Annotated in this window: 26 protein-coding genes and 2 riboswitches; of the genes, 12 read left to right on the forward strand and 14 right to left on the reverse strand. The window is 42.3% G+C overall.

Going from position 1 to position 22,724, the window contains the following annotated elements; all coding sequences use genetic code 11:
• The 11 genes from C8D97_RS18610 to C8D97_RS15980 form a co-directional block, all read right to left on the reverse strand.
• A partial coding sequence (locus C8D97_RS18610) for a histidine phosphatase family protein (RefSeq protein WP_210204975.1) occupies positions 1–106 on the reverse strand: 106 nt, incomplete at its 3' end.
• 54 nt (positions 107–160) lie between these two features.
• Positions 161–2,023 carry a TonB-dependent receptor domain-containing protein gene (locus tag C8D97_RS15935; RefSeq protein WP_109764796.1) on the reverse strand — a complete coding sequence of 621 codons (1,863 nt, stop codon included), beginning with the start codon at positions 2,021–2,023 and terminating at the stop codon, positions 161–163.
• 67 nt (positions 2,024–2,090) lie between these two features.
• A riboswitch (cobalamin riboswitch) is annotated at positions 2,091–2,244 on the reverse strand.
• A 103-nt stretch (positions 2,245–2,347) separates the two neighbouring features.
• Entirely contained in the window at positions 2,348–3,211 is an 864-nt protein-coding gene (locus C8D97_RS15940) for a cobalamin-binding protein (protein ID WP_109764797.1), read from the reverse strand.
• Positions 3,208–3,801, reverse strand: coding sequence for a cob(I)yrinic acid a,c-diamide adenosyltransferase (gene cobO, locus C8D97_RS15945; protein WP_109764798.1), 594 nt, complete (start codon positions 3,799–3,801; stop codon positions 3,208–3,210). The genes C8D97_RS15940 and cobO overlap by 4 nt, the downstream gene beginning before the upstream one ends.
• 12 nt (positions 3,802–3,813) lie before the next feature.
• On the reverse strand, positions 3,814–5,310 hold the full coding sequence (locus C8D97_RS15950) for a cobyric acid synthase (RefSeq protein ID WP_109764799.1): 1,497 nt from the start codon (positions 5,308–5,310) through the stop codon (positions 3,814–3,816).
• Positions 5,303–5,977: a histidine phosphatase family protein gene (locus tag C8D97_RS15955; RefSeq protein ID WP_109764800.1), complete on the reverse strand. Its 675-nt coding sequence runs from the start codon at positions 5,975–5,977 to the stop codon at positions 5,303–5,305. The genes C8D97_RS15950 and C8D97_RS15955 overlap by 8 nt, the downstream gene beginning before the upstream one ends.
• Before the next feature lie 4 nt (positions 5,978–5,981).
• Complete coding sequence (cobU, locus tag C8D97_RS15960) at positions 5,982–6,503, reverse strand: bifunctional adenosylcobinamide kinase/adenosylcobinamide-phosphate guanylyltransferase (protein WP_109764801.1); 522 nt, start codon at positions 6,501–6,503, stop codon at positions 5,982–5,984.
• Entirely contained in the window at positions 6,500–7,333 is an 834-nt protein-coding gene (locus C8D97_RS15965) for an adenosylcobinamide-GDP ribazoletransferase (protein ID WP_109764802.1), read from the reverse strand. The genes cobU and C8D97_RS15965 overlap by 4 nt, the downstream gene beginning before the upstream one ends.
• On the reverse strand, positions 7,333–8,559 hold the full coding sequence (gene cobT, locus C8D97_RS15970) for a nicotinate-nucleotide--dimethylbenzimidazole phosphoribosyltransferase (protein WP_109764803.1): 1,227 nt from the start codon (positions 8,557–8,559) through the stop codon (positions 7,333–7,335). Before cobT ends, C8D97_RS15965 begins: the two co-directional genes overlap by 1 nt.
• 24 nt (positions 8,560–8,583) lie before the next feature.
• On the reverse strand, positions 8,584–9,621 hold the full coding sequence (locus C8D97_RS15975; protein WP_109764804.1) for a FecCD family ABC transporter permease: 1,038 nt from the start codon (positions 9,619–9,621) through the stop codon (positions 8,584–8,586).
• On the reverse strand, positions 9,618–10,478 hold the full coding sequence (locus tag C8D97_RS15980) for an ABC transporter ATP-binding protein (RefSeq protein WP_210204972.1): 861 nt from the start codon (positions 10,476–10,478) through the stop codon (positions 9,618–9,620). Before C8D97_RS15980 ends, C8D97_RS15975 begins: the two co-directional genes overlap by 4 nt.
• Positions 10,479–10,616: 138 nt before the next feature.
• A riboswitch (cobalamin riboswitch) is annotated at positions 10,617–10,795 on the reverse strand.
• 241 nt (positions 10,796–11,036) lie between these two features.
• On the opposite strand from C8D97_RS15980, the gene C8D97_RS15985 reads away from it, so the two are divergent.
• The 12 genes from C8D97_RS15985 to C8D97_RS18215 all read left to right on the forward strand — a co-directional run bounded on the left by C8D97_RS15985 (position 11,037) and on the right by C8D97_RS18215 (position 20,621).
• Positions 11,037–11,393 (forward strand): hypothetical protein, encoded by a 357-nt coding sequence (locus C8D97_RS15985; protein ID WP_146196168.1) that lies wholly within the window; start codon positions 11,037–11,039, stop codon positions 11,391–11,393.
• Between the two features lie 159 nt (positions 11,394–11,552).
• Positions 11,553–12,179 carry a hypothetical protein gene (locus tag C8D97_RS15990; RefSeq protein WP_109764806.1) on the forward strand — a complete coding sequence of 209 codons (627 nt, stop codon included), beginning with the start codon at positions 11,553–11,555 and terminating at the stop codon, positions 12,177–12,179.
• Between the two features lie 281 nt (positions 12,180–12,460).
• On the forward strand, positions 12,461–14,686 hold the full coding sequence (locus C8D97_RS15995; protein WP_109764807.1) for a trypsin-like serine peptidase: 2,226 nt from the start codon (positions 12,461–12,463) through the stop codon (positions 14,684–14,686).
• Between the two features lie 3 nt (positions 14,687–14,689).
• A complete protein-coding gene (locus C8D97_RS16000; RefSeq protein WP_109764808.1) occupies positions 14,690–15,073 on the forward strand; it encodes a hypothetical protein in 384 nt (127 codons plus the stop codon).
• Positions 15,074–15,221: 148 nt separating this feature from the next.
• Positions 15,222–15,383, forward strand: coding sequence for a hypothetical protein (locus tag C8D97_RS18210; RefSeq protein ID WP_170115277.1), 162 nt, complete (start codon positions 15,222–15,224; stop codon positions 15,381–15,383).
• 23 nt (positions 15,384–15,406) lie between these two features.
• The gene (locus C8D97_RS16010; protein ID WP_109764810.1) at positions 15,407–15,910 is read left to right on the forward strand and encodes a DUF695 domain-containing protein; all 504 of its coding nucleotides are present in this window, start codon (positions 15,407–15,409) and stop codon (positions 15,908–15,910) included.
• A gap of 68 nt (positions 15,911–15,978) precedes the next feature.
• Positions 15,979–16,827 (forward strand): hypothetical protein, encoded by an 849-nt coding sequence (locus tag C8D97_RS16015; protein ID WP_109764811.1) that lies wholly within the window; start codon positions 15,979–15,981, stop codon positions 16,825–16,827.
• Positions 16,824–17,303: a pilin gene (locus C8D97_RS16020; protein WP_109764812.1), complete on the forward strand. Its 480-nt coding sequence runs from the start codon at positions 16,824–16,826 to the stop codon at positions 17,301–17,303. Before C8D97_RS16015 ends, C8D97_RS16020 begins: the two co-directional genes overlap by 4 nt.
• 120 nt (positions 17,304–17,423) lie before the next feature.
• A complete protein-coding gene (locus C8D97_RS16025) occupies positions 17,424–18,812 on the forward strand; it encodes an ankyrin repeat domain-containing protein (RefSeq protein WP_170115278.1) in 1,389 nt (462 codons plus the stop codon).
• Positions 18,813–18,873: 61 nt separating this feature from the next.
• Entirely contained in the window at positions 18,874–19,206 is a 333-nt protein-coding gene (locus tag C8D97_RS16030) for a YnfA family protein (protein WP_109764814.1), read from the forward strand.
• Between the two features lie 517 nt (positions 19,207–19,723).
• A complete protein-coding gene (locus C8D97_RS16035) occupies positions 19,724–20,449 on the forward strand; it encodes a hypothetical protein (RefSeq protein ID WP_109764815.1) in 726 nt (241 codons plus the stop codon).
• Between the two features lie 13 nt (positions 20,450–20,462).
• A complete protein-coding gene (locus tag C8D97_RS18215) occupies positions 20,463–20,621 on the forward strand; it encodes a hypothetical protein (protein ID WP_170115279.1) in 159 nt (52 codons plus the stop codon).
• A gap of 353 nt (positions 20,622–20,974) precedes the next feature.
• On the opposite strand, the gene C8D97_RS16040 is transcribed toward C8D97_RS18215, so the two are convergent.
• From C8D97_RS16040 to C8D97_RS16050, 3 genes are read right to left on the reverse strand one after another with little or no spacing between them, the layout of a single operon-like run.
• Positions 20,975–21,544 (reverse strand): thioredoxin family protein, encoded by a 570-nt coding sequence (locus C8D97_RS16040; RefSeq protein ID WP_109764816.1) that lies wholly within the window; start codon positions 21,542–21,544, stop codon positions 20,975–20,977.
• A gap of 1 nt (position 21,545) precedes the next feature.
• Positions 21,546–22,298 (reverse strand): M23 family metallopeptidase, encoded by a 753-nt coding sequence (locus C8D97_RS18470; RefSeq protein WP_245411479.1) that lies wholly within the window; start codon positions 22,296–22,298, stop codon positions 21,546–21,548.
• Entirely contained in the window at positions 22,298–22,672 is a 375-nt protein-coding gene (locus tag C8D97_RS16050; RefSeq protein ID WP_109764817.1) for a VOC family protein, read from the reverse strand. The genes C8D97_RS18470 and C8D97_RS16050 overlap by 1 nt, the downstream gene beginning before the upstream one ends.
• Between the last annotated feature and the right edge of the window lie 52 nt (positions 22,673–22,724).

The following is a 22,724-nucleotide window of genomic DNA, read 5'->3' on the forward strand; positions in this document are numbered from 1 at the left end:
CCTGTTGAATGCCTTGCTCGGTTAATGGACTGTCGAGTCGGCCCTGCAATCGTTTTATACGATTCCATTCGGTTTCACCGTGTCGGGCAAGATAAAATGTTGTCATAGTGTTCTATAGATAAAAAAGCCCCTGAATATCAGAGGCTTTTATCATTAACGATTACTGTGGGTGATAGGTGAAACCAAGGTAGGCTTCACGTCCGATTGGGTTGTAGTTGTTCAGAGTGATCACTTCTTCGTCGGTGACATCATTAATGGTCAAACGAATGATTAAATCTTTGGTGGCCAGATAACCGATACCCAAATCAAGTTTGGTATAACTGTCGAGTGGCGTGCCATTATCATGTCGCTCACCAATGTAATTCAGTTTTGCAAACAGATTAAACGCATCTACGTCCGCAGACACCTGATAACCAGCCAGTCGTTTGGCACGTCGATTCAGTTGATCACCGGTTTCACCATCTTCGGCTTTTATGTAGCTGGCGTTAACTTTATGATTTAAATTGCCAGCGTTGAAAGACATTACCCAGTCAACGCCCTGTATCTCTGCCTTGGCAACATTTTCGGGCGTATAGAAAAAGTTTGCGTCCTGCCCCCAGACAATCAAGTCTTCAATAGTCATATCGTAAGCACTGACGATCATGGATTTGTTATCGCCAAACCATTTAAAACTGATTTCACGACTGTCGGAATACTCCGGTTTTAAATCTGGGTTTCCGGAAGAATATGGACTGGTAGGAAAATATAAGTCATTAAAGGTTGGCGCTTTAAAGCCTTTTGCCTGACTGATCGACAGCAGGTGACGATCACTGATTCGATATCCCACGCTTGCGTTATGGGTAGTTACCTTATCAACCGCTTCAACGTCATCGTGTCTTACCGATAATTCACCAAGCCAGTTATTTTGATTGTAAAGACCACTCATATAAATACTGTTGGTGGATCGTTTGGTTACCGGGAAATCGGTTGTTGATCCTTCTACATCATCGCGCAGCCATTCATAACCGGCGGTTAACTCAATGGCATCGGTCAGTTGATTGCTGATCAAGCCATTAATCTGTTGCCGTTCTGTTTCAATCACATTGCCTTTATCTTTTGGTATGCGGACACCATATTGAATGGTTTCATCGCGACTGCCTTTTACTGCCAGTTCGGAATACCAGTTATCCTGGGTGTAGGCGTAACGAATATTCAGCAAGCTGTTGGCGTAGTCGGATTCGATTGGATGAGGGTTATCGGTTGTAAAACCGTAATCAAACTCACTATTGCCTTCGTCGTGTTGAAGTATCCAGTCAAGCATCAGTTGTTCGGATAACTGGTAGTCGCCACGTAAGGCGGCAGAAATACGGCGGTAGCCGTCATCATCTTCTTCTAATGTATTTAATACATCAAAACCTTCCGAGTGTTCACTGCTGACGGTGAAGGTATTGTTTACTTTATTGTTACCAAAACCAACCGAGGCATTGCCGTGTTTGGCATTATTGGAGCCAATCGTAGCACTTACCTGATATTCGCCATGGTTCATGCGTCGGGTAAAAATCTGGATCACGCCGGTGAGTGCATCACTGCCCCATAAAGCAGCGCGAGGGCCTTTAACAAATTCAATGCGCTCAATTTGTGAAGTAGGAATATCGTTTAAGGGTTTAGTGCCCAGTGTTGCCGAGCCTACCCGAACGCCATCAATTAAAACTAAAGTGTGGCCACTGTTACCGCCACGAGTATAGAGTGAAGCGCTTTGGGCGTGACCACCGCTTTGTGTGAGATCAACGCCACTAAAGCTTCTTAGTAAATCGATGGTAGATTGCGGCTGAATTTGTTCGATATCATCGCGCGTTAAAATTTCGACGTGCGCCAGTGTGTCGTTGATATTTTGTGACACACGATTAGCAGTAACCACCAATGTTTGATCATCATTGGCTGATTTATTGTTTGACGACTGATTATTAGATGACTGATCAGCCGCAAATAGTAATGGTGTTGTAATCGCCAGTGCAATTGAACTGGCAAGAATGGTTTTGTTCATGGTTTTCCCCTAAAAGAAGTGCGCCCACCGCGCTTAGGTTGATTGTTTTGTATGGCAATCAATCCTATTAATTAATGTTAACTGAGCCGGTCTCCGGGCTTAAAGAAATGTCTTTCGACAGGTTTCTTATTACCGTTGCGGGGGCAGCGTTGGCTTTTCACCATCTTCCCGTTGTTTTTCGATTCCAGATATTTTTCTGAATAACTTTCACAGTAAGCTATCCGGTCGAAACACTCAGTGCTTATACACATTCCCTGTTGATCAGTCTCTATTGTTAAATGTGGTGTCACCCACCTCTAACACTCGCGACTGTACGAGTTGAATTTATCGTGCTGAATCAATGGCTTCACAAAGTTGCGACAGTCCTTCGACCGCCCGTGGCGCAAAGCGATGCAAAATATCGCCGCTTAAGGTAAACAAGCGGTTGTGTTTCACGGCTTCCACCATCGACCATTGTTTCCAGATACCGCGTTTGGCACCCACTTCGCCTGAATGGTGCGGAATGATAATGACTTGAGGATTTTTTACAAGCACTGATTCCATCGACACCGCCGGGTAGTCGCTGTTGGTATCATTAAACACATTGTTACCGTTGCAATCGGTGATCATGGTTTGTATCCAGCTGCCCGGACCAACGGTTCGTAGCGGGTCATGCCAGAGTTGATAAAATACATCGACTTTGGCGGTGTCTTTATATTTATTTTTTATCGCCTGATAACTTTGGTTTAGAGCTTGCGTCACTTCATGAGCTTTGTTCTGCAATCCGGTTAACTCACCCAGACGTTGAATGTCTTTGCCAATTTGCGGAATGTTTTTTGGCTGGGTGTAAAACATGTTAAAGCCAAGAGATTCCAGTTTTTTTAGATCGGTGATCTTGTTGCCGCTTTTCCAGGCGACAATTAAATCGGGCTCCATGGCAACCACCTGCTCCAGTTGAATGCCGGTGTAATTACCAATGCGTGGTATTTTGAGTGCCGCTTCCGGGTAGTCGGCGTATTCCACCGTACCAACAATGCGATCACCTGCGCCAATGGCAAAAAGCATTTCCACCGCATGGGGAGATAAGGCAATAATTCGTTCTGCCGGTTTATGCTCGCCAGTTTTTTTTGTGTTAACAGTTTCTCCTGTATCAAAGGCATTAGCAATCATCGCACTAATCAGCAGAGTAAAACTTAATAATAATTTCACCAGTCGACTCCTTTGCGTGCCTTAATGCCTTCACGAAACGCATGTTTAACGTCTTTAATTTCACTCACGGTATCCGCCATGTCTTTTAACTCGGTGATGGCGCCACGGCCGGTAACTACTACCGATTGATTTTCAGGACGATTGGCAATGGCGGATAATACTTCGTCTTTGTTTAAATAATCGTAACCCAGCATGTAGGTCATTTCGTCGAGCAGTACCAGATGAATATCCGGATCGGCCAAAAACTTCTTTGCCTGTTGCCAGACATTTTCGGCTGCAGCAATATCGGTTTCGCGGTTTTGTGTTTCCCAGGTAAATCCTGTGCCCATAACCGCAAATGGTACGCCGTGTTGTTCCAGTAAATCCCGTTCGCCGCAATCCCATTTGCCTTTGATAAATTGCACAACGGCGGCTTTATAGCCGTGACCAACGGCACGACAAACCGTGCCAAATCCGGCGGTGGATTTGCCTTTTCCTTTACCGGTAATGACCAACATAATGCCGCGCTCAATTTGCGCTTTTGCCACATTGGCATCCACTTTCTGTTTTTGTTTTTGCGCTTTTATTTTATGTTTTTCATTTTTATCCATAACAGATTCCTTTTAATGGTTTGTGATACCCGCAGCTGCATGTTCAATCATTTGATCAATATTTAAATGTTGTTCAAAACAGTCCGCCAGACGATCCAGTTGTTCGCGTCGTGTGTGATCCCAGTGGTGAATTTTATGACTGGATGCTTTACCACTGATCCAGTGGATCAGTTGATTTAAACATTCCGCGTGTTCAAACAAACCGTGTAAATAGGTACCAATAATTTGCTGATCGTCACTCACCACACCGTCGTTATAACAGTTACCCTGTTGATCGGTTATCTGTGCAAAAGCGTATTGCAATGCCGCGCCGTGCGACTGACCACAGTGAATTTCGTAACCGGATAACGCGCCCTGTAAATCACCAATGGCAAACTGACCGCTGACCTGCTTTAACTGTTTGTTGGGCAGCAATTCGGTATGCATTTCAATTAAGCCAAGCGCCGTAACTGATCCGGCGGTATCTTCAATGCCCTGTGGATCATCAATGCGGTTACCAAGTAACTGATAACCGCCACAAATGCCCAGTAGTTTGCCGCCGTAACGACAATGGCGTTTTATTTGTTGATCCCAGCCGTTGTCGATCAGGTGCTGCATTTCGGCGCGTACATTTTTACTGCCCGGTAAAATAATCAAATCGGCACCGTCAAGAGAATCGCCGCTTCGCACAAATTCCAGCCGAACGTCAGGATGCGCCGCCAGAGGATCAAAATCCGTATGATTGCTGATGCGTGACAACACGGGCACTTTGATCACAATATCGCCCTTGCTGTTGGGATCGATCCGGATGGCGTCTTCGGCGTCGAGTCTTAAATCGTGTAAATAGGGCAGCACACCGAACAAAGGTTTCTGACTGTAATCGGTTAGCCAGTCCAAACCGCCTTGTAGCAGATCAAGATTGCCGCGAAACTTATTGATGATAAAACCTATCACCCGATTTTGTTCCGAAGGCGATAATAATTTCAGTGTGCCGATTAGGTGGGCAAACACACCGCCGCGGTCAATATCGCCAATTAAAGCCACCGGACAATTCACCGCTTCGGCAAAACCCATATTGGCAATATCGTTTTTGCGTAAATTAATTTCTGCCGGACTGCCAGCGCCTTCAATTATTACAAAATCGTACTGCTGCTGTAATCGTTGATAGGATTCGAGCACCGACTGAAACGCCAGTTGCTTGATGGAACCAAACGAGCGCGCTTCTAAATGACTGACGGCCTTGCCATGCAGAATCACTTGCGAGCGTTGATCGCCACTGGGTTTTAATAACACCGGGTTAAAATCAATGTGCGGCTGCAGATCACAGGCAAATGCTTGCAGAGCTTGTGCGCGACCAATTTCACCGCCGCTTGCGGTGACGGCACTGTTGAGTGCCATGTTCTGTGGTTTAAACGGGGCAACGGAATAGCCGCGTCGTTTTAATACCCGACACAAACCGGCCACCGTTATGCTTTTACCAGCATCGGAAGTGGTGCCCTGGATCATTAACGCGGCGGATCGATTATTCATCCGTCGCACCGTTACTGTTTAGTGAGTGCCCTGTGTCATTGAGCAATTGTAATTGAGCAAAATACTGAGGCTGGTTGTGCGTGGGCGACTCGTTTTTAAACAAACGCAAATGCGTCATGCTGCCGTAATCAATCGAAAAACGTTTAAACTGATCGCCCTGTTGATAATCCATATTCAGACACCAGGCGACCAATGTGCGGATCACTCCCGCATGGCAAAGCACGACAACTCTCTTTTCGCTGTGTTGATCCAGCAGATGAAAAAGTGCGGTTAAAATGCGTTGATGAAAATCTTGCAGTGACTCGCCATCGGGTGGTGTGTGACGGTAGGGATCCTGAAAAAATCGTTCAACCGCTTGTGGCGATTCGCGGTGCAGCGTTTGATAGGCAATACCGTCCCATTGACCAAAGTGACATTCGCGCCATTGCGGATCAATGGTCAGCGGTATCGATTGTTGTTGCGACAACTGCTGTTGCGAAAATTCTTGAGCAAATGCCGCGCAGCGCGACAGTGAACTGGCGATCAAATGATCGAATTTTGGTAAGCGATTAAACGCTTCGGTCAGTTGTTGCCAGCCCGTGTCCGATAACGGCGAATCGGTGGCGCCAAGTAATGCCCCGGTTAACACCGGTTCACCGTGTCGAATTAAATAGAGATCAGTCACCATGGGATCAAAGCGCCTCGACACCGGGTTTAATGGATAACGGGCAACCGGCGACCACCAGAGTAACTTTGTCGGCCACTTGCGACAACGCCTGGTTTAGCCAGCCGGCCTGATCAACAAATTGCCGTGACAACTCACCCATGGGGATAACCCCACTGCCCACTTCATTACTGACAATAAAAACCGGTTGTTGCCGTTTAAGCAGTGCATTAATAAACAACGATTTTTCTTCCTGCCAGCTGGTGTCATCGTGACTGCATAACCAGTTGCTGAGCCATAAAGTCATACAGTCGATGATCAGCACCTGATCGTCAGTAATCGACTCCAGCTGTCTGGATAAATAAAACGGCTCTTCAATCAATTGCCAATGATCCGGTCGCGATTGTTGATGGTGCTGAATGCGCTCGCGCATTTCATCGTCGCCGCCAGTGGCCGTGGCAACATAGGTCACATGCTGATAATTATTTAACAGTGACTCGGCGTATCGGCTTTTGCCAGAACGAGCGCCGCCTAAAATTAAATGCATCATAAAAAAACTCCTGCTGATAACACGGCTAGGTAAACGGTCAGTTCGGATAATTGCTGAGACGCGCCCAATGTGTCGCCAGTAAATCCGCCTATCTGTTTTTTAAGTAGTTTAACCATCAGTCCTAAAAATATGACCAGTGCCACAAGCACTATCAGTGCATGTAACAACGAAAAACATCCGGCGATTAAAGCAATAGCAATGAAACCGGTGAACACACTGATGTTGCGATCCATACGACTGTTGTGTTCCGCCAGTGGTTTTGATTTGGCTTGTTCGCTGTCGGAAACATAAGGCAAACAGCGCATCACTAACGTTGCCAGCGTGCGACTTAAGGTATGGGCGGCTATTAAGGCAATCATTACCAGAATAATTGGGCTGGTGACATTGGTGTGCGCACTGATAAAGGCAATGTCCGACAATAATAAAAACTTTAAGGTCAGAACAAACCAGAGCGCGAGTGAACCGTAACTGCCAATGCGTGAATCTTTCATAATTGAAAGTTTTTGCTGCTGGGTCCAGCCGCCGCCAAAACCATCGGCAGTATCGGCCAGGCCGTCTTCATGAAACCCGCCAGTTAATAAAAAACCAAAGCCCATGGAAATAACCAGCGCAACGGGCAAACTGGAAAAACTGGCAACAGTAAAAAACACCAGTGCGGTTAACGCACCGATCAATAACCCCACCAGGGCAAAATAACGACTGGCTCGATTAAGGTGTTGTTGCGAAAACGACACCGACCCGGGGATCGGAATGCGGGTAAAAAAGCCAAGCGCCAACCAGAACAGGTTAAGCTCTGCCGCGAATTTATTTTGGCCAGATTGCTCGGACATTAAACCGCTTCCACACCGGCCGATTCAAAGCTGGCCATATCGTTATAAAAAGCAACGGCGGCACGCAATAAAGGTATTGCTAGTGCAGCACCGGTGCCTTCACCCAATCGCAAATCCAGTGACAATAAACTGGTGGCGCCCAGATGTTGCAGCATCCGTTGGTGCCCTTGCTCGTTGGATTGATGGCAAAACACCATATAGGCTTTTGCTGCCGGACATATACCAACCGCCAACATGGCGGCTGCCGTTGCGATAAAGCCATCCACCAGAATTACCCGTTGTTTTTCGGCCGTGCCGAGCATGGCGCCAACCATTTGCACAATTTCAAAACCGCCAACCGAGGCCAGAATATCCAGAGGGCATTCGAGTTGGTCGCGATGTAAATGCAGTGCCTGTTGTATCAGTTGTGTTTTTTTAATAAACGCCGAGTCATCTATGCCGGTGCCACGACCGACGCATTGATTGACCGGCAGCTTTAATAACGCCGCCATAATGGCCGATGCCGATGACGTATTGCCAATGCCCATTTCACCAAACGCCAGAACATTATTGTTTTGTTCAATGTGCCTATAGGCAATATCACGACCCCTGAGCATTCCGCTTACCACTTGTTGCATCGACATGGCTGCTTGTCGGGTAAAGTTGTGAGTGCCCCGACCGAGCGACTGTTTAACCAGCTGTGGGTGTTGCACCGGCAGTAATAAACCGGCGTCAATTACGGTTAACGCAATATCAAAACTGCGACAAAAACAGTTAATGGCTGCGCCGCCGTTTAAAAAGTTAACGACCATTTGTTGCGTTACCGCCGATGGTGCAATGCTGATGCCTTCTTCGGCGATTCCGTGATCACCGGCAAACACCAGCAGCCCCGGTTTAATGCTGTCGATGCGATCCGGTTGTGCTGTTAGCGTAGAGACTGATGATGCATGGTCGCTTTGATTTTGAGAGGTTGTTCCTTGAGAAGACTCTTCAACAGATGACTGTTCATCAGATGATTGTTCAAAAGAAGACTGTTCAAATGACGATTTTACAAACGATGATTTTACAAACGAAGATTGCCCAAGAATCAGCGCCAGTTGGCTGGCCAGTGTTTCCAGTTGGCCAAGTGCGCCAGGCGGTTTGGTTTTTTGATCGATGCGCTGTTGAATGTAGGGTAACGCTGTGCGATCCAGTTCCGGCACTTGAAAAGTTTCGGCGGTGATCATTGGTTGAGTCGCAGTATTCATTGAGTTGATCGTCTTAATCCGGATTTATTTGTTGATGGTTTGCTGACTGCGTGACTTTAAAATCACAAAGAAAAACAAGCTGCCTACGGCCGAGGTCACCACACCCACCGGCAGTACCTGATGTTCCAGCAACGAACGGGCGATCACATCCACCCAGATCATAAAGGTGCTGCCCAGCAGCAGACACATCACTAAAATGCGATGAATTTGCGCGCCAACAATGAAGCGACAAATATGCGGGATCATTAAACCCACAAAACCTATGCCGCCCACATGGGCAACTAATACCGCAGTAATGGCGGAGCAGATAATTAACATTCCGAGTCGCAAACGGCTGACCGGTACGCCCAGTGTATGGGCGCTCTCGTCACCGGCCTGTATCGCCGATACCCAGCGGCGAAAAATAATAAACAACAACAAACCAAACGCGACCATGGTGTAGGGCATCCAGAGTTCTTGCCACTGGCTGTTGGAAAAGCTGCCCATCATCCAGAACAACAAGGTGGCGGCAATTTCAGGAGATGAGTAATACAGGATCAAACTGGTAAAGGCGCTGAGCATAAAGGACACGGCAACCCCGGCGAGCAGTAATCGCTCCACATGAGACGCCGAGCGCCCGGCGAGTGTCAGCATTAGCGCAACGGAAATTGCGCCGCCCACCAGTGCGCCAAACGTTATCGAGATCACCGCCGCCGGTAATAACGCCATCACAGTAACCGCACCGAGTGCAGAGCCAGAGGAAATACCAAACAGGTAAGGATCGGCCAATGGATTACGGGTCACACTTTGCAGCATCGCACCTGTAATGGATAATCCGGCGCCGGTAATCAGTGCCATTAATACCCGCGGTAAACGGATGTCCCAGACAATCTTTTGTTCAATGCTGTTGATATCGCAACTGCTTTGGCAAAACAGTGCGCTTACTACCTGACTCAAAGATAAATCGACACTGCCAATGGATACCGCGTAGGCCACAGTAAAGATCAATAACAGGATGCTGCTGATAATCAGTATTGGGTAAGGTAGCGTAAATCCCTGTTGGGCTGGCTGCTGCGTACTCATGATGACCGCTCCGGATCAGACGGGCGGTTTGAATTGCTAGCGTTGTCCAGATCAAACGAACTGTCTAAATCAAAGGAACTGTCCAAGTCAAAAGTAATGCGCGGGCCATTATGAAACGGGTGTGGGTCAATTTCCGCTTTAACGCCAAACACCTGCTCAAGATTGGTCTGGGTCAGCACCGATTGATAATCGCCATTGGCGACAATGCTGCCGTTGTTCATCAGAATAAAACGATCACAAAAACTGGCGGCTAGATTTAAATCGTGAATGCTAACCAGCACGGTAATGCCAAGACTTTTAGCCAGTGCCAGTACTTCAAGCTGGTGGCGAATATCCAGATGATTGGTGGGCTCATCCATCAGCAATACTTTGGGTTGTTGAACAATTGCGCGAGCAATCATGGCGCGTTGTTTTTCACCGCCCGACAGAGAATTAAAATGTTGCTGCAGCTTGTCGGCCAAATCCACCTGAGCGGCGGCATTGGCGATGCGTTGACGATCCTGCTGATTATCAAATGACAGCAAACGTTTATGAGGCGTTAAGCCCATGCTAATCACTTCGTAAACACTCAGCTCAAATTGACTCAGTGGTTCTTGCAATACTACGGCAATTTGCTGTGCCAAAGCCTGACGGGAATAGTGTTCCAGCGGTTGCTGCATAAAACGCAACTGGCCAGAATAATTGGTGATTTTGCGGTACAGACAACGCAGTAAAGAAGATTTTCCGGCACCATTGGGCCCAATCAAGCCGACAAACTCGCCCTGTTCCACGCGAAAGCTTAATTGCTGCAAAATAAATTTATCGGATGCCTGCCAGCTGAGTTCTTCAGCTTCAAACACCGGAAATGATAACGCCACGTTTAATCCCGACCGTCGGTTTAATCACATCAGACTTGCAAGCATGGGTCGAAAAGCAGGGGAGGGAGGATCTGGTCGCCAATTGGAGTTGGTTCACAGCACCACCGAGTAACCCGCTCGGACAATACTTACACAAGACTGTACACAGTCTTTCCGGCAGGTCTCCTGGCTGGTAGAGGTATCCTCCAGAGCCCTTCCCAAAAGCCGAAGCCTTCAGTGGGACTATCTTTCGCTCTACTTACAGTTGCGGGTACAGCCTCGGCATTGAACCGAGTTCCCTATTAAGTGCTGCGCACACCGAAAAAAGTGCGGCGAGTATAACACATACGGTATTTGGCTAGCATATGAAAATTGAATTAAGCGGTCGTGGAATAGTGTATTCGGGTAAAACCTAAAAATTGATAAAACAGAGCTCAATAAACTTTATTAATACCATTGCTGACAAAAAAGTGCTCTATGTACATCAAAAATAAGCTAACCAGTTGAGTTAACGGTGACTTTACGGTTCAATGGGTTTTTTTTCAGGGTAACTAAAAGCCAGCGTTCAGATAACAACTTATGATGCGTAAATCGATAGTAATTATTAGCACATTTTTAGCAATGTTCGTTTTTGGTATGGTTGCTTACCATTATTTATCCCCGAAAGTAGTGGTAGAAAATAAATCAGAAACGACTTATAAAGAATTAATAATTACCTTACCTAAAAGTGGATTATCATTTGGTCCAATTTTGCCAGGTGAGTCGAGTACTATTTATTATTCTCCTCAGGGAGAAAGCGGCGAATTGAAGTATCGGCTGATATTTGAAAATAATACTGTTGCCAAAGGAGTGATACCATATAGTAAGCGTATTGAATGGGGAAGAAAAGTAAAGTTTGTCATCAAACAAAGTCATAATGTGACTGTTACAAACTAATCAATATAAAGGAACCTCACACCTTCTAAAGTAAAAGAAAGTTATTAACCCCAAACGTTAAATGGAGTCGTTAAGTATTTTTTGTTAAACACTTAAGATGTTTTATTTCTATAAGATAAAACATTTCCAATTACAACTAAAAATGAAAAAAAGTTAACAATGATAAAAACAATAATCATATTGATCGCGATGGGATGCTTATTAGGATGCTCACAACAAAAGCTAACGATATTTTACGATGAAAGCTACAGCAGTACTGCTCATACCGTTCAACAACAATTAAAGAAACAACAAAATAACTTAGAAATCGAGATTAAACTGGTCGATTTTTATCATGATTTTCGATTAGTCACCTTAATTCATGGTGCAAATGTAAATTGGCAACCGGTTGCTGATACCGTCCATCAATTAACCGGACTATATCCGGGTATCTATCCTGCAGCCATCGGAAAACATTTTTATCACTCAGGTCAAATGGGACTTTATCTGGTGAGTTCTTTTAAAACAGAAAGGCTATACAGTTGTTTGGCCAATAACGCTTTTTTTGAAATAACCGGCAAGCCAGGCTCATCCGTAATGGAGGTCACTTTGTTTGGTGATCAAGAGTCTGATGATAAAGTCATTAAGGTTTCTAATGTAAAAGTTCTTGATGGTGTGATTACCTATCACCATGCCGATATTGGAGATGTTTCACTGTATCCCAAAGGCAAGCATTTCAAATTAAAGTCGAAAGATTTTCGCTGCAATTTTAATATGCGAAATTTACCAGTTTTAAATGCAAGCTAAACGGAAAACACGAGCCAAAATAATAGTACGACAATAGGTACTAAGATAGCCGTAACTAGCAATAACCATCATAGTCAGTAGTCGTTAACTTATTGACTATACAGTACTTAGTTTGAGACTAAGTAGGTACCTCATTTTAATAGCGTCTCAATTAAAAGTGTTTTCAAAAACATGTAATTAATAAACTTTATTTACTGGGTGTGGGTGTTATTCTTAATATCATGATTAAACGCTACTGATTAACGGCATGTGGCTTGTTTCAATACTCTAGGGAGTTTGTCATGCGAAAGCACTTAACTTATTGTTTTTTAATAATATCTTTATTATCACTTAGCTGGTCGTCGTCAACCCATGCCGAGCGTATAGTAACAATGGATGCCTTACCAACGGAGCAGAAGCCAGTAAGTGTCCGGTATAAAAGCCTGGTCAATGACGCCCCCGTTTATAGATTACCTAAACTTAATATAAACGCTCTAAATAAAGCAGCAAGCGCTAAAAAGCCGGGTACTGGTCCGTTTGAGTTTGCGAAACCCGTCGCGTTTAAATCGTCTATTGTGGACAAAGGCGTATGGAGTGAGGTAGGTGATACAGCCGTATGGCAATTAACGCTACAGTCCATTAATGCAAAGTCGCTTAATGTCGGTTTTGACAATGTCTTTTTACCTCAAGGTGCCGTTATATATCTCAGCAGTGGCGATATGAAGCAGGTGGTTCGGTTTGATGATTCTTATAATAAAGAGCATGGCCAAATATGGACACCGGTATTTAACCATCAGAAACTTAATATCGAAGTAAATGTGCCGCGTTCATTGAAACAACACACGCGATTCAATATTAAATCGGTTAATCAGGGATTCAGAGATTTTAATGCAAACGCTGATCTTAAATCGGGTGACTGTAATATTAATGTTGTGTGTCCACAGGGTGACAACTGGCGTGATGAAATTCGTTCTGTTGCTCGGTTTGTAATTAATGGCAGCGGACTTTGTACCGGAACTTTGATTAATAGTGCTGTGAATTCAAGCAGACCTTATTTTATAACAGCCGATCATTGTGGTATTACTCAAGGTACAGCACCATCGCTAGTGTTCTACTGGAATTTTGAAGCGTCGCAATGCGATATGAATACCAACGAAGCTGATGGTCAGTTAGAAGAATTTCAATCGGGATCTTCATTCCGTGCCGCATGGGGAGGTTCAGACTTTGCTTTGGTTGAGTTGGATGAAAAACCAGACAATAGTTTTCAAACACACTGGGCCGGTTGGGATATTTCCGAAAGTGCGCCAAATTCTGCGGTTGCCATCCATCATCCTTCCGGTCATGAAAAGCGAATCAGTTTTGAAAACGACAGTTTAACCATCACTCAATACGGCAGTAGTGCGAGTAACGCAAATGGAACACATTTACGTGTGGGCGCCTGGGATGAAGGTACAACGGAGCCAGGTTCATCTGGTTCGGCAATCTGGAATGCAGACAAGCGTATGGTGGGAACACTAACAGGTGGCGGAGCATCTTGTGATGCTCCCGATGAAGCCGACTGGTATGGGCGTATGGCCGTTCATTGGTTGGGTAACAATACTGCAGCAACTCAATTAAAAGTTTGGTTAGACCCAAACGATACAGGGGTGACAAGTGTTGATGGATTCGATGGGTGTAATGCGCCAACAGCGCAAGTAACACTGGATGCGGCTACCCTTGAGCTTGGTGGAACTTTGAATGCAAGTGTCACCGCGTCGGGTGGTTCTGACAGTAATTACAACTTTAGTTGGGATTTCAATAATGACGGTGTCGAAGATGCAGCCGGAGAAAATGCTTCATTTGTTTATGATTATTTCTATCAGGGCAATGTTACTGCAGTAGTAAGTGATAGCACAAACTGTGCAGTCAGCGTAAGTTCGTCTATTGTTGTCACTAACTCTGGTGACGAAGTTTTTACGGCAAACGGTGAGATACCTGAAGGTTGGGAATCATCGGCTTCATCGAATGCGCCTTGGCAGATTAACTCAGACGAGACTTATGAAGGATCTGTATCTCTAAAGTCAGGCACAATTAACGATGAACAAACATCAGCTATTCAAACGACTTATGATTTTGATCAATCATCTGGCAATTTCATATCTTTTGCCGTGAAAACATCGAGCGAGCAAGGATTCGATTTCTTTAAGTTCTATATTGATAATCAAGAAATGTTATCAGTATCCGGAAATTCAGATTGGCAAACATATCGGTTTGATCTAGAACCAGGCATTCATGAGCTTCGCTGGAGTTACGAAAAAGATGAAAGTGTTTCGGAAGGATCCGATACAGCTTGGATAGACGCTGTAACCGGAATTACACTTGAAGCTGGAAGTGGCGGCGGTAATGATGGTGGAGACAATGGAGGAAATGATGATTCTGGCGATGGTGATAGGCTTAATGATAGTGGTGGCGGTACTATATACTGGGTTCTTTTATTGCTTATTTCGTCATTGTTCATTAAGCAATTATATCGTCAAAAAGGAGTATAGTTTATGAAGTATTTAATGAAGCTATGCGTTATTGTATGTTCAGTATTTTGTTTAATGGCATGCAAACCTTCGATCTCAAATATAGAGAGTGGTGCAATGACTCAACCTACTCCTAAAATAGTGATTTATGATAAAAAGAAAAAGGTCAAAAGAGGTGTTGTTAGCGATCCAGAAGACGCTGAAAAAATCGTTAAAATGATTGAGCAGAGAGAAAAGGTATTGTTAAAACGTTTGCCTATTTTTAAATATGAAATTGAAATTGCCAATAAAGGTAAAAATATTATTTGGCTATTCTCAAAGGATGGTATTATTCAAAGAAAAGGCGCTAAGGGAAGTGAGCTCCATCAAATTAAAAAGCCAGAGTTGATCGCAAAATATATTAAATGATTTTTTATAACACGGAAGAAGTATTAAAGCCATTGAGTAATCAGTGGCTTTGTTTTTAAATATTAGTATTTTTAAATAGCTAAGGAATAGACGATTTATAATGGAACTTAATAAATGTAAAAGTTGTGATAAGGAACTACCGCTGCACGTGGGTAAAGATCATACCCAATGTGTATTTTGTGGCACTATCAATAATACCGAATCCAAAACTACAAGAGTTAAAGTGTCTTCATCAGGAAAAAAGAAATCCGGCGGCGGTTCGGACGGTGGTATTTTCAGTGATGGTTCCTCCACATTGTTTGGTGATTAATAAAAATTGAAAACGGATTAATAATGAAAATATCGTTCAAATTTGTTCTAACGACCATTTTATTAATAGCAACAAGTATTAGTGCGCAAGAGAAGCTTGGGGTTATTGGTAAAACCTACGAAGATGGTGCACCTGTAATTTTTAAATTCGTCAATGAGCTACCCTCGAAAGCTATCCGGGAAAAACTAACTTGGCTAACAGTGATATCCTGGAAGTATGATGGCACCAGTAATAATGGAATGCCATTAGAGGAAGAGAATAAAAAAATGTTGATGCTGGAAGATACTATTCAAAAAGATATAGAAAAAGAAGGCATTTTGCGTCATGCGTATAGTCGAACAGGAAATAATCTAAAGGAGCTTGTGTATTACATACATGATCGAGAAGAGTTTATTCAGATGTTGAATCAGAGCTTATCCAGTCATCCCCGTTATGCAATTGATATTGATTTTTACGAAGATAAAAAATGGGAAGACTTTAAAAAACTGCTTAATAATTTTTCTAAGGTAAACAATAAGCAGCAGTAAGTTAAATGTTAAAGTTTTTTGAGTATTAAAATAAAACAATAAGTAGGTAGTTAAGTGCGGAGAAAATTATGACATGGGACTTGTTTGGCTATATATGTCGAAAATCCAGCGTTGATTGTAAAGACAATGAGCATATTAGAGAGTGCATTAAGCGGGTTAAGAATGAAAAAATATGTGAAGTGTATAGTGGTAATAAACCTATCAGAGGATTGCCAAAATTAATTATCAATAAAATAGAGCAGATAGAAGATCCATCCAAAGCTCGTAAAGTCATTGATATTTATAAAGATCTAAGATTAAACAATAGTTTTGAAATCCCTAAAAGGTTTAAGCGGGTGTTTTCATATTTATTTGTAATATTTATAGTGTTTTGCAGTATTGCTGGTGTTTATCATCTAAAGGTTTTGCCTTCTTTTATCGATGCATTTAAAAACTTCAACTTGGAATTACCCGAATCTATTTTACTTTATCAGCAGTACTGGATTTATTTTGTTCTAATAATCTTATTGTTATTTATATCAGCATTAATTATAGGACTTAAAATACGAAGTTTGCTTCAATTTACAGAAGATGTAGAGCGTGGAGTGTTATTTAATTACTTACTATTTAAAAGAATTAAGACGTCATATTTACGTATAGTTGAAATAGCTCTTTTTCCACTGCAAGAAATAAGAGGTGTTGGTAATCAAAATAAAAATTTAATCATCGATCATTTAAACTCAATTAAAAAAACCAAGCTGAATCTATCAGTCGAAATGAGTGCACTAATAGATATTGAGTTAAAAAGATTGTTAGATAATTGTGAAGCACAGATGAAAGTTGTTTCTGTTGTTATTGCTTCACTTATACTTGTGGCAATTTTTTGTTTCATTATAAGTGCTTATTCACCAATGTTTATAATAGGAGATGTTATATGAAGCACATTAAAGGATTTACACTGATAGAGTTGATGGTTGTGGTTGCTATAATTGGAATTCTTGCTTCAATTTCATTGCCAGCTTATCAGGACTATATTCAACGCAGTGAAGTTGTTGAGGCAATCAGTATGGCGGGTTCGATGAAAGAAAATGTCACAAACTACTATGCTGATAAGTTGGAATTCCCAGAAGATAACGAAATGGCAGGACTACCGGCTTCAAATCTGTTAATTGGTAATCGTATTACTGGCGTGGTAATAGAAGCTGGAGCAATTCATATCACAATGGGTAACAAGATAGCGGCACCGCTTAGGGGAAAAACACTATCATTTAGGCCTGCAGTTGTTACAGGCAGTCCTAAAAGTCCTATATCTTGGTTGTGTGGTTATGATAAACCTGTCGATGGAATGGAAGCGGTAGGTATAAATAAAACAGATTTAGAAAATAAGTTTTTACCTGCTGCATGTCGTGGTTAGTTTGTCATTATGGGTTATTTAATAAAAAAATAGGAAAGTACATTGAAGAAAATTATTGCAATAGTTTTAGCCGCCATTACTTACTGCCAATATGCAAATGCCATTGTCATTCGGCACGATGTGGATGATAAAGAGTATCTTAAGCTGGGGGAGCAGTATTCGCCTTCGGTGGGTTATGTTGCTGGTTGTGCAGCAACTTTAATTAATGAAAATTGGTTATTAACGGTAGCTCACTGTGTTGAAGGGAATGAAGATAATATTTTTTATGCAAAACACATGGGGCAGAAATACAGAGTCGAAACAATAATAATTCATCCTAAGTTTAATCGTAACAATGACGAGCAATACGATGCTGCAATGGTGCAATTAAAGGATCCTATAATGAACGGTTTGCCAGCCAAGCTGTATCAACAAAGTAATGAAGTTGGTCAGCCGGTAATATTTGTTGGCAGAGGCACATACGGTAATGGGCGTGATGGCTTGATTACTGACGATTTTCAACAACGTGGTGCCACAAATACCGTTATGGACGCAAACGAATATGTAATTGGTTTTGAATTTACTGCTCCGGAAAAAGCAGCAACTCCTTTAGAAGGGATTAGTTCGAGAGGTGATAGTGGTGGTCCGGCCTTTGTTGAATTAAACAGCGAGCGTTATGTGATCGGTATTAGCTCGTATCAGGTGGGTAACGGGAAGAAAGAAGGTCACTATGGTGTATTAGAATATTATACCCGAGTTTCTACCATTTACCCGTGGCTTAAATCGGTCGTCAAAAATACAGCAGTAGCTAATATACCAAAGCATGCGATTATTGATGCAATCTTGGATGATAATAATGATTCTTTTGAAAAAGCGATTAATGCGTATAAGGTAAATGGTAAGGCTGATATTGAAAAAGCATTAGTTGATAAAGAAATACTCAGTGAAGCTTTTTATCAAACGGTTAAACTAAATCGTATCGACTACGCTACACAACTGATTGAGAATGGGGTCGATTACTTCTCAATTATAATCGATAAAGTGTCTTTATTTGACTTTGTATTACAAAATAGACGAAAAGACTATTTTGTAATACTACAGCAAGCTGTTAACAAGCAAGAAAAGATGTTTCCTAAAAACAGTGCCGTTCTTCCTTTGTATATTGCGAATTTTCTTAAAGACGATGTTTTATTGAATGGTGTTAAGCAGTTGTTACAACACGGTGCCAATATAAACGCTAAAACTAATGCTGGCGATACAGCGTTAATCATCACTGGTTGGAGTACCAATAATATAACTCTGATAAAGTATTTAGTAGAAGCCGGAGCGGACTTGAATATTGCAAACAATAATGGTGATACACCACTGATGGATGCAGCTTATCTGGGTAAGCTAGGTACACTAAAATACTTATTAGATAAAGGTGCCAATACAGAATTAAAAAATAAACGCGGGTTTACAGCTCTGGATCTAGCAAAAAGTAAGCAACATCATGATGCAGTTAAAATATTAATGGCGCATAAAAAATAATAAAAATGTTGAAAATAAATAATATTTAAAACATAGCGCTAAAACACAAGGGAACAACGTTTTGCCAGAATTTAAAACAGTCGGTCTATTTTTAGTGACAGCACTAGCAGAAATAGTCGGCTGTTATTTATCGTATCTATGGTTACGTGAAGGTAAATCGGCCTGGCTGTTAGTGCCTGCCGCTCTAAGTCTGGCAGCCTTCGCCTGGTTACTTTCATTACATCCCACTGCTGCTGGCAGAGTATATGCAGCATACGGTGGCGTGTATATCTTTATGGCAATTCTTTGGCTGTGGTTAATTGATGGCATACGACCAACTGTCTGGGATCTTGTTGGATCAGGTGTAGCACTTATTGGTATGGCTATTATTATGTTTGCTCCTCGCGGTAATTAATAATGATGTTGTATTCTTCGGTAAAATTACTCAATCGAAAAAGAAACCTGTAGATGATTATAATGGGAAGCATTTATATTCCAGGAATTACTTTATTATTGACGTTATGGATGTCTATAAAGGTGAAGAAATTCCAGCCAACTTAAAGTATTGGGAACAAACGAGTTGCTTGAGTAATATATCAGTTGAAGTTAGTAAATATTATTTTTTTCATTGCGAATAAAAATGAAGATGGAAATATTATATATGTAGACGTTCTCGACTATTTAAAAAACTTGGGTGCTGGCGCATTTAAAGGACTTAAAAAGCCAATCAAACAATATGAATAATACTCTCGATGAGGTAAGTCGACATCTACTTGTTGTCGCTTCATTGTTATTCGTTATGAATGAGGGCTAAAATCATTATATTTAATCTCAATTAGCTATAAAAAATTAAGCCGTTTTACTGAATATTAATTGAACAATTTTACTGAAAAGGAGTAAATTAAAAATCCCAAAGCAAAGGAGGCTGTAAAATGAAATACCCCAAACTATTAATACTTGTTGGCTTATCTACAGCAATAATTGCTTCAGAAGTCGACATTCCCAATACATTTGTTGCCGGTACACCTGCAAGGGCTGGTGAAGTGAATGAGAATTTTACGGCGGTGGAAGCGGCTGTAAATGACAATCACACTAAAATCACTGCGAACGAAGCGGCTTTGGCGAGTAACAGCTCTGCCATTAGTGCTAATTCAACAGCAATTTCGGCAAACACCAATGCAATTGCAGCAATCAATGAAACACAATCCTATATTTATCCAGTCAATGTTGCGTCTGTAAACAATGCCGGATATCCAAATTTACGAATCAATTCTTCAGGCATGTACAATTCTACTGATCTAACGGATATTGTTTTCGCACCTATAGTATTAAGGCAAGGCGCTACGGTTACTGATATGTATTGCCTGGTTCGGGATAATCATAATACGGCTAACTTTAGCGGTGGCCGCATTTTGTTAATGCGAGTTAGTTTAGAAGAGGGCATGTCGCCTGGAATTTATGAAGAAATAGTGGATATCGACTTAACAACAGCAGGATCTTTGGCTGGTTTACGTCGACTAAATGATGAAGATGGTGTAGTGGAAAACGCCGTGATCGATAATAACCAATATATGTACTATGTTCGTTTCTGGATTCAGCGAACACAAGCCGTTTCTAATTTAATGGTATCCGGTTGCCGAATAAGTTATGAAGCATAAGAAGGAGGCTATTGTGAAACAGATTTCATCAAGTTTTTGGTTTAAGCGAACATGTATTGCAATTATCTTATTGTCAATAATAAATTGTGGCGGATCAAGTTCAAGTCAAGAAGTGTCTGATCCAAATCTTACTTGGGATGAAGCCAACTGGGACGAAAAAAATTGGCTATGAAAAATTGAATAATAAGTTGAATAACGACTAATGCTTTTTTCGGAATTGCCAGTGGTAAGTTTGCACCACCGAGTCAAGTGCCCTTTATGCAAAGAGCATATAAGTACGCTTATTATTAAAGATAAGTTTTCATGCCCAAGTTGCTTAAAACTGCTTAAATCTAACCATCGTTATTGTTTAAGGCGCGCTATTTTGCTGAGTTGCGTCTTGTACCTTATTCTGTTTATTGCTTTGAGTTTAATAACAATGAGTGAAACATTTACATTATTGTTTTCTTTGATTGCTTCAGTATTTCCATTGTTATCAGGTGTTATTTACTATAAAAATTCGTTAAAAATAACCTTAGATTAACTTCACTGATTTATAGCAGCAGTAATATCCGCGGCCCAGTTGGTATCCGGTCGTTCTATAAAGCGGCCAAGCTCTTTGCCTTGTTGATCGATAACAAATATTGTTGGCGTATATTGAATAGCCAGTCGATGAGGATTGGCCGCTTCAGGAATTTGTTTGTTGTAGCCGACGGCAACAAGGGTGGTTTTTATGGCTGTATTATTAGCGCTGTCTATCAGCTTTAATATCCGCGGCACTTCTCGCTGACTGTCATGGCACCAACTACCAAATACAATCACTAACTCGGTGGCCTGTGATAATTGTTGCAACGCTGAACGATCCTCGGGTGTTACCTGATATTGCTGGTAAGCCTTAGAGAATGTTGGGTAAGCATCAAACAATTGTTGCTGTGTGATGGCGCCCAATGCATAAGGTAAGCGGCTGCTGGATGAGCGATGGTTTGATTCAGTGGACTGTGGCGGTTGATGGTTAGACGGAGAGGTAGAGTCTGCCAAAGATGAGCTGGGTAATTGACTGCAGGCCATCAAGCTAACACTGAATAAAAACAGTAATGCGCGAAAAGATAATTTCATATTAATTCTTTATCAGATAGTGATTAGGATCCAAGTAAAACATTTTTTTCCAGCCTTGAGTAGTGGCATCTGCGTACCAAAAATATGGGAGCAAGCTGAATACCGTAAAATGCAGATGCGGCGGTTTATTTTTCGCATTGCCGGTTGCGCCCAGAGTGCCTAATGGATCGCCGGATTGATAAAACCATCGATCAGTATTAAAGGAAGCTAGATGGGCGTAGTAATGTATTTTCCACTCAGGGCCTAATAACACCACTACTTTGCCGCCTTTGGCAAATTCACCACGGTATAACAGCAATCCATGATTCGCGGCGACAACCTGTGTATTTGACGGACCGAAAATATCAATGCCTTTATGGGTGATCGAGCTGCCCCAGGGCTCATACCAAAAGGTTTTTGGATGCCAGTCATTACTGTTTGCACCCATAACCGGTATGCGCCAATGGTTCGGTAAAATTAGACCCGTTATTAATACGATAAATGGCAAGAGCCAGCGCTTTTTTTTCCACCATGATTTTGAGGGTGATTTAGAGGAAAACTCTGAGCTTTGAGTTTTTTCCAGATCAGAGTGGTTAGCAGAATATGTTTCAGGATCAGGAACAGTATCTAAATCGATTTCAAAGTCTGTGTTTGAGTCGGTTTTTAACTCTGTTGTCGACTTGGAAATTGTTTCGGGATCGATTACTGGATCATCATCGGGCGTCGCTAAAATAATTTCAGTGCCATCCTCTGGCTTATTAAATTTTGATACCATTACAGCTGTACAGTTTCTTCGGAATGAAGGGCAACAGTATTGCCTTCACTGTCTTTAATAATCGCACGACTGCCGTGCGGGCCAATCGAATGGGGTTGCTCAATAACTTTACCCCCGGCAGCCTCAACTTGATCCACAGCATTTTGCAAACGGCCGTTGACGTTAAAATAGATTAACGTGGAATCGGTTAGTGGCTGAAAATTATCTTTAGGCACCAGGCAGCCCGATACATCATTGCCTTCGTGTGGAAATACGGCAAAACGGAATTGCTCGAATGTTTCAATGGTGGGTTTTCGATCCAATACTTTGTGATAAAAGCCCACGGCGCGATCGAGATCGGCCACACCCAAATCTACCCAGACAAAATTGTTCATGGTTATGTACCTTTTAGATTGTATTGGTTAAAAATTATAGAAGTCATCATAA

This window comes from Pleionea mediterranea (assembly GCF_003148745.1).
GTDB classification, from domain to species: domain Bacteria; phylum Pseudomonadota; class Gammaproteobacteria; order Enterobacterales; family Kangiellaceae; genus Pleionea; species Pleionea mediterranea.

Excerpts from the sequence above, each read along its gene's own strand:
- C8D97_RS15935 (WP_109764796.1), bottom strand. The coding sequence starts at position 2,023 with ATGAACAAAACCATTCTTGCCAGTTCAATTGCACTGGCGATTACAACA.
- cobO (WP_109764798.1), bottom strand. The coding sequence starts at position 3,801 with ATGGATAAAAATGAAAAACATAAAATAAAAGCGCAAAAACAAAAACAG.
- C8D97_RS15950 (WP_109764799.1), bottom strand. The coding sequence starts at position 5,310 with ATGAATAATCGATCCGCCGCGTTAATGATCCAGGGCACCACTTCCGAT.
- C8D97_RS15955 (WP_109764800.1), bottom strand. The coding sequence starts at position 5,977 with ATGGTGACTGATCTCTATTTAATTCGACACGGTGAACCGGTGTTAACC.
- cobU (WP_109764801.1), bottom strand. The coding sequence starts at position 6,503 with ATGATGCATTTAATTTTAGGCGGCGCTCGTTCTGGCAAAAGCCGATAC.
- C8D97_RS15965 (WP_109764802.1), bottom strand. The coding sequence starts at position 7,333 with ATGTCCGAGCAATCTGGCCAAAATAAATTCGCGGCAGAGCTTAACCTG.
- cobT (WP_109764803.1), bottom strand. The coding sequence starts at position 8,559 with ATGAATACTGCGACTCAACCAATGATCACCGCCGAAACTTTTCAAGTG.
- C8D97_RS15975 (WP_109764804.1), bottom strand. The coding sequence starts at position 9,621 with ATGAGTACGCAGCAGCCAGCCCAACAGGGATTTACGCTACCTTACCCA.
- C8D97_RS15985 (WP_146196168.1), top strand. The coding sequence starts at position 11,037 with ATGATGCGTAAATCGATAGTAATTATTAGCACATTTTTAGCAATGTTC.
- C8D97_RS15990 (WP_109764806.1), top strand. The coding sequence starts at position 11,553 with ATGATAAAAACAATAATCATATTGATCGCGATGGGATGCTTATTAGGA.
- C8D97_RS15995 (WP_109764807.1), top strand. The coding sequence starts at position 12,461 with ATGCGAAAGCACTTAACTTATTGTTTTTTAATAATATCTTTATTATCA.
- C8D97_RS16000 (WP_109764808.1), top strand. The coding sequence starts at position 14,690 with ATGAAGTATTTAATGAAGCTATGCGTTATTGTATGTTCAGTATTTTGT.
- C8D97_RS16010 (WP_109764810.1), top strand. The coding sequence starts at position 15,407 with ATGAAAATATCGTTCAAATTTGTTCTAACGACCATTTTATTAATAGCA.
- C8D97_RS16015 (WP_109764811.1), top strand. The coding sequence starts at position 15,979 with ATGACATGGGACTTGTTTGGCTATATATGTCGAAAATCCAGCGTTGAT.
- C8D97_RS16020 (WP_109764812.1), top strand. The coding sequence starts at position 16,824 with ATGAAGCACATTAAAGGATTTACACTGATAGAGTTGATGGTTGTGGTT.
- C8D97_RS16035 (WP_109764815.1), top strand. The coding sequence starts at position 19,724 with ATGAAATACCCCAAACTATTAATACTTGTTGGCTTATCTACAGCAATA.
- C8D97_RS16040 (WP_109764816.1), bottom strand. The coding sequence starts at position 21,544 with ATGAAATTATCTTTTCGCGCATTACTGTTTTTATTCAGTGTTAGCTTG.
- C8D97_RS18470 (WP_245411479.1), bottom strand. The coding sequence starts at position 22,298 with ATGGTATCAAAATTTAATAAGCCAGAGGATGGCACTGAAATTATTTTA.
- C8D97_RS16050 (WP_109764817.1), bottom strand. The coding sequence starts at position 22,672 with ATGAACAATTTTGTCTGGGTAGATTTGGGTGTGGCCGATCTCGATCGC.